Source organism: Corynebacterium sp. 239_CJEI (genome assembly GCF_001055995.1).
Lineage (GTDB): Bacteria > Actinomycetota > Actinomycetes > Mycobacteriales > Mycobacteriaceae > Corynebacterium > Corynebacterium jeikeium_D.
Map to the genome: position 1 here is coordinate 103586 of NZ_JVOW01000035.1, position 6000 is coordinate 109585.

Below are 6000 nucleotides of genomic sequence, written 5' to 3' on the forward strand. Positions count from 1 at the left end.
TGTCGCGTCTTTTAAGAACCGCACTTCGGCCTTGTCAGTACCGAGCATAGCCGTGCCCTAGAATGGATAACCGTGAGTGGAAAAGATAACCTGCAGCCTCGTCGCGACGACAGCTCAGCATCCGTCTCTGAAGGTGCGGCAATAGCAATGAGCTCGAGCGGAGATTCATCGATTGTCTATTCCGAAAAGCTCTGGGTTCCCTGGTGGTTCTGGGTACTCGGCGCTGCTGCCGTTTTTGTATGCACGGCCCAGATTGGCTTTAACCGTTCACCGATTTGGCTTGTCATCGGCGGCATTATTTGTCTGGCCGTGGGCGTGTGGGTGCTGTTGACTATGTCGAAGACCACGGTGTCCGTGGAAGTGGACAGCACTGGTGAACGCTGGCTTCACGCTGGCACGGCAGTTTTGCCAGCATCGGTTGTTGCCAAATCCCTGGTGGTCCCGAAGTCCGCGCAGCGCAATGCGTTGGGCCGTCAGCTCGATCCAGCAGCGTTCCTGGTTACACACACGTGGATTCCCACGATGGTGCTGCTAGTCCTCGACGATCCGGACGACCCCACCCCCTATTGGCTGGTCTCCACCCGCCACCCCGAGGCACTGCTTGACAGTCTCTTCGACCGCTAGGTCAAATCTCTCACCGCCGCTACACGCTTGCCGACGGCCCCAGCGCCGCCAGAACCGTGGTAGTGGCGGTTTTCCTTTTTCCTAGGAAGCTATCCCGGCTGTGCGGGGATTAGGCACAGTCCTGACAGATGGGGAATCCATCGCCGTTATCGATTGCGATCATTGAGCGGTGCATCACCATGAAGCAGGAGCCACAGGTGAATTCATCCTCCCCCTTCGGGGCAACATCCATATCGAATTCTTCACCCGCGATGTCGGCAACCGGCAACTCGAACGGCTCAACAATTTCGCCGTCGTCAGTGTCGTCGATTTCCTTCTCAGCAGATGCAGCCTGAAGGCCCTCGAGGGAATCGGTCTCCAGCTCTTCGGTTTCACGAGTACGCGGGGCATCGTAGTTTACAGCCATGTCCCAAACCTTCTTTCTGGACCTTTGCTAGACATTGTGAACTGACTTTTTCTCGGAGAATACAACGCGTTGAGACGATTGACACCCTGTACTCTCCAGCGCCTTTCTCAGCGGATATTAAGGCAATTCACGCAATCTGTCATCTCTGCAGGTCAAAATAGGTTTCTATGCCAATAAGCCGAGGAGAGGATAACATGATGGCTATGAGTTCAGGCCCCGCGAGCACTTCGAGCACGTCACATCGACGAAAAATTGTTCGCTACGTGGTGGTTTCCGTCGTTGCTGTAGTGATTGCCGCTACGTTGTGGGTGTTGGCATTCCGCAGCCAACCGGCAAGTTATCCGGTGTCCTGTTCCCTCCCCGCGGCTGGGCCCCCTGTTTCCTCCACCACGCTAATCGGAGAGCACGTCGTTCCACCGTCGGATGTTCATGTGCGCGTTTATAATGCCAACGGCAAAGTCGGCCAGGCTACAACCGTCGCCGAGCAATTGCGGCAGCTCGATTTTGTCCTCGATGAGCAGGTTCCCTACGGCAACGACCCTATTGTGGAAAACCAAGACCTCGGTTGCTTCGGCCAGCTGCGTTATGGCGAGGACTTCAATGGCCACGCCGCAGCGCTTCACGCTCTTTTCCCCTGCTTTGAGCTCATCCACGATGGTCGGCCGGATGCAACCGTCGATGTGTCCTTGGGTAAGGGGTTTAAGGATCTCGAAGTAGCCAGCCAGGTTGAGGAAACGATGTCCGCATTGAACCGTGGCGAACAAGCCGACCTAGAGGGGTTGAGCTCGTTAGGCTCGAGCACCTGCTCCTAGACCGACGCACTAATTCCTAGCCTGCGCGACAGCACCATCCAATGCCTCGAAGAACGCATCGGCAACTTCAGAGTTCGCCGCACCGACACCAAAGTCGAGCGGGTCTCCCTCCGGCCGGCCAGTAACGTTGGCACACTGAGTGAATTCCGGGACCCTAATCCTTGCGCCTGCTTCAGCCGCAATCAGAGCACCAGCTGCATAATCCCAAATCTTGATGTCGTGTTCGTAATACGCATCAACACGGCCGTGCGCCACCATGCACAAATCCAGCGCCGCCGATCCCATGCGCCGAATATCTCGACACTCCCCCAGCAACTGCGACGCTATCCGGCCCTGCACCTGCCGGAGACTAGCGGAATAGCTGAATCCCGTTGCCACAAGTGTCTTTTCCAGCTCGGCCGTTGGGGAACAACTAAGCGTCTGCACAGTGCCGTCCCGTCGAGAAACCTGAGCGCCCTCTCCCTTAGCTGCACTGTAAATCTCTCCCGAGGACGCATTTGCCACTGCACCCGCCACTACCTCATCGCCTACGGCGCAAGCGATACTCACAGCAAAATTGGGCATGCCGTAGAGGAAATTCACCGTACCGTCGATGGGGTCTACAATCCAGGTCACCGCTTCGCCCTCGTTGGCAGCCTGCGCTGGGGAACTCGCGCCGTCGTCAAGCCCGCCTTCTTCGCCCAAAATGCGGTCAGAGCTGCTAAACGTCTTGATAAGCGAACGAATGAGCTCCTCAGATTCACGGTCGACAACGGTGACGGGGTCTACAGCTGAGGACTTCGTTTCGGAACTTGCTAAAACGCCATCGGAGCCGAGTTCGACCCGACGACTGGCGATGTGCGCCGCGGCTGCGCGGGCGATAAGTACCGCGCGGTCACGCAGATCCCTGACGCTGGGTCGCACGGAACCGGGGCTATTCGACGCACTAAACCCCCTATTATCTGCCCTGCTAGCGAGTTGTTCGGTGCCACGCGAGTTCATGCTCATGCCCCCATTGTGTCTGTTTCGTACAATTTGAGCTATGGGACAACGAATTGGATTTGGCATCGACGTGGGAGGCTCTGGAATCAAGGGTGGCCGCGTAGACCTTGAAACTGGGCAGCTTATTGGCGACCGCATTAAAATTTTCACGCCACAGCCGGCAACTCCGGAAGCGGTTGCGGAGACCATTGCAGAAATTGTGGACATTGCGAAGTGGGATTCCGATGTCGGCATCACGATTCCGTCCGTCGTACAGAATCAGATTGCCTTGCTGGCCGCCAATATTGACGGTTCTTGGGTTAATACGAACTGCCAAGAGCTCTTCGCTAAATACCTGCCCAACAACAAGGCGCACGTGCTTAACGACGCTGACGCTGCCGGCCTCGCTGAAGTCCAGTTTGGCGATCCGGGCAATAAGACAGGCGCCGTGTTGTTGCTAACTTTTGGTACAGGCATCGGCTCCGCGCTTATTCATGACGGACTGCTCTACCCCAATTCGGAGTTAGGCCACCTCATCATTGATGGCATGGAGGCCGAACACTTTGCATCCGCGAGAGTTAAGGATGTGGAGGGGCTCGGCTTCGAAGAGTGGGCTGAGCGCGTGAGCAAGGTGCTTAAGACCTACGAGGCGCTGTTTTGGCCGTCACGGATCATCGTCGGCGGCGGAATCAGTCGCGAACACGAAAAGTGGATTCCGCTGTTGACATGTAAGACTCCAGTTGTCCCCGCAAGTCTGGATAATAATGCGGGTATTGCTGGCGCCGCCTTTGCAGCTGACCAGGGACTTTACCCTTAACCACTTTCATTTCTTATATGGGGATTGGTAGCTACGTGTCGGGCGTGACACGTGCTTGAAGCCATGCCCCGTGGCGGCGATTTTAAGAATTGGTTTACAATAAGAAGTTGACTCACGGCAAGGTTGAATAATCAACAGGCTCGAGGAGGATTGGGAAAATCGAATTCCAGCGCACTGCTTCGATGAGGATTTTCACCGATTACTTCTTCGCTAGGAGCCAGAAAGCAACACTGATGACCGTGGCACGAAAAGGTCAGCTCTGAATGTTTTCCATTCGGCTAGTTGGCTATAGACGAAGTAAAGGCGCACCACTGGCGCGTTGAGCTTCTCTTCGACCGAGAGAAGCTGGCGGCGGCTTTGGCGGCGCACACAACGTACATCGTGAAAGGGCGTTCGTGGCAGGCAACGAACTGGGGCAAGCTCAGGACCAATCCACCGGGAGTGGCACCGGTTCAGCTACTCCTGCAAAGAAGGCTGTAAAGAAGGCCATCAAGAAGGCAGTGAAGAAGACCGTGGCAAAGAAGACTGCCGCGAAGAAAACTGCTGCCAAAAAGACGGCTGCTACCAAAACTGCGGCGAAGAAGACGACCGCTAAGAAGGCAGCGGCCAAGAAGACCGTGAAGAAGGCGGCCAAGAAGTCCGTCGCTAAGAAGACCACGCGTAAGGCCGCCGCCAAGAAGGCAACTAAGCGGACAACGGCTGCGAAGGCCACCGCGGCCAAGGCTGCTGCAGCGAAGGCGAAGGACGCGCAGGCTCTCGACGCAACTGAGAACGAAGAGCTCGAGGACGAGGAACTCGACCACGACTTGGAGCAGGAGCAGGACTACGACCCGGATCTGGATGATGATCTCGAAGACGATGATCTTCACGACGATCTGGATGATGACGACCTCGAAGACGACGACCTCGACGATGATGAAGAAGAGGACGACGAGGACGAAGACGAAGACGAGGATGAAGAGGACGAGGGCGACGAGGTCTGGAACGAGGACGAGTCCGCTCGTCTGCGTCAGGCCCGCAAAGATGCTGCCCTCACCGCCTCCGCCGACTCTGTCCGCGCCTACCTCAAGCAGATTGGTAAGGTCGCGCTGCTGACTGCCGAGGAAGAAGTCAGTCTGGCAAAGCGCATCGAGGCCGGTCTGTATGCGCAGTACAAGATTGACGAGGCCAAGGAAGCCGGCGAGCGCATCGCTTACGCCCAAAAGCGCGACTTGCGCGAGATTTCTCGCGACGGTCAGCGCGCCAAGAATCACCTGCTCGAGGCCAACCTCCGTCTTGTGGTGTCCCTGGCAAAGCGCTACACCGGCCGTGGCATGGCTTTCCTCGACTTGATTCAGGAAGGCAACCTCGGCCTGATTCGTGCGGTCGAGAAGTTCGACTACACCAAGGGCTACAAGTTCTCCACCTACGCAACGTGGTGGATTCGCCAGGCCATTACTCGTGCAATGGCCGACCAGGCTCGAACCATTCGTATTCCGGTTCACATGGTCGAGGTCATTAATAAGCTCGGTCGTATCCAGCGCGAGTTGCTCCAGGATTTGGGCCGCGAGCCCACTCCGGAAGAGCTCGCTAAGGAGATGGACATCACCGAGGAAAAGGTTCTCGAGATTCAGCAGTACGCTCGTGAACCCATTTCGCTGGACCAGACCATCGGTGACGAGGGCGACTCCCAGCTCGGTGACTTCATTGAGGACTCAGAGGCAGTCATCGCTGTGGACGCCGTCAGCTTCACGCTCCTCCAGGACCAGCTTGGCGACGTTCTGGAGACTCTCTCCGAACGTGAAGCCGGTGTCGTCCGCCTGCGCTTCGGCCTTACCGACGGCATGCCGCGTACGCTTGACGAGATTGGCCAGGTCTACGGTGTGACACGCGAGCGCATCCGTCAGATCGAGTCCAAGACGATGTCCAAGCTGCGTCACCCATCGCGTTCGCAGGTTCTGCGCGACTACTTGGAGTAAAGCTTTAACCTGAAGTTGTTCAGGGGCTAACAGCTAGCCCCAGAGAATCGGGCTTGAATGAGGTTTCACACCTTATTCAAGCCCGATTCTTCTTTTGGTGTCAGCGCTAGTGAGTTACTGACTGCGTTTATGTCAAAAATAGCCTGGTAGGTTCAGGCGGTGAATGCATCACCACTTTCGACCAGGAGAAGTAGTGAAGCAAACCCGCCGAACGAAATACAGTGCCATCAAACCGATTGCGCTTCAACACATTGCCAACGGGGCATCAGCAAGCGCGGTTGGGCGCGATTTAGCGATTCCCTCACCAACTGTCAGGCGGTGGGCGCGACAAGCCGGAATTGAGATCCAGCACCAATCGCACTACCCGAAGTTATCGATGATGGATAAGCATCGCGTGATCTACGAGATGCTTATGGCCGGCTC

6 protein-coding genes and 1 pseudogene are annotated in these 6000 nt (G+C 56.5%); 5 read left to right on the top strand and 2 right to left on the bottom strand.

Going from position 1 to position 6000, the window contains the following annotated elements:
* Positions 1–147 precede the first annotated feature (147 nt).
* Positions 148–624 carry a DUF3093 domain-containing protein gene (locus tag ADB08_RS10830; RefSeq protein ID WP_049173043.1) on the top strand — a complete coding sequence of 159 codons (477 nt, stop codon included), beginning with the start codon at positions 148–150 and terminating at the stop codon, positions 622–624.
* 109 nt (positions 625–733) lie between these two features.
* On the opposite strand, the gene ADB08_RS10835 is transcribed toward ADB08_RS10830, so the two are convergent.
* The gene (locus ADB08_RS10835; protein WP_016422655.1) at positions 734–1030 is read right to left on the bottom strand and encodes a DUF4193 family protein; all 297 of its coding nucleotides are present in this window, start codon (positions 1028–1030) and stop codon (positions 734–736) included.
* A gap of 203 nt (positions 1031–1233) precedes the next feature.
* Between ADB08_RS10835 and ADB08_RS11430 the strand changes: the two genes are divergently transcribed.
* On the top strand, positions 1234–1842 hold the full coding sequence (locus tag ADB08_RS11430) for a LytR C-terminal domain-containing protein (protein ID WP_161798523.1): 609 nt from the start codon (positions 1234–1236) through the stop codon (positions 1840–1842).
* Positions 1843–1851: 9 nt separating this feature from the next.
* Here ADB08_RS11430 and ADB08_RS10845 read toward each other — a convergent pair whose 3' ends face one another.
* The gene (locus ADB08_RS10845; protein ID WP_239660062.1) at positions 1852–2745 is read right to left on the bottom strand and encodes an inositol monophosphatase family protein; all 894 of its coding nucleotides are present in this window, start codon (positions 2743–2745) and stop codon (positions 1852–1854) included.
* A gap of 118 nt (positions 2746–2863) precedes the next feature.
* Here ADB08_RS10845 and ppgK point away from each other — a divergent pair, with 118 nt between their 5' ends.
* The 3 genes and pseudogenes from ppgK to ADB08_RS11710 all read left to right on the top strand — a co-directional run.
* Positions 2864–3619 carry a polyphosphate--glucose phosphotransferase gene (ppgK, locus tag ADB08_RS10850; RefSeq protein ID WP_042388657.1) on the top strand — a complete coding sequence of 252 codons (756 nt, stop codon included), beginning with the start codon at positions 2864–2866 and terminating at the stop codon, positions 3617–3619.
* 395 nt (positions 3620–4014) lie between these two features.
* Entirely contained in the window at positions 4015–5577 is a 1563-nt protein-coding gene (locus ADB08_RS10855) for an RNA polymerase sigma factor (RefSeq protein WP_016422651.1), read from the top strand.
* A 193-nt stretch (positions 5578–5770) separates the two neighbouring features.
* Positions 5771–6000: pseudogene (locus ADB08_RS11710) on the top strand (IS30 family transposase); the annotation flags it as partial.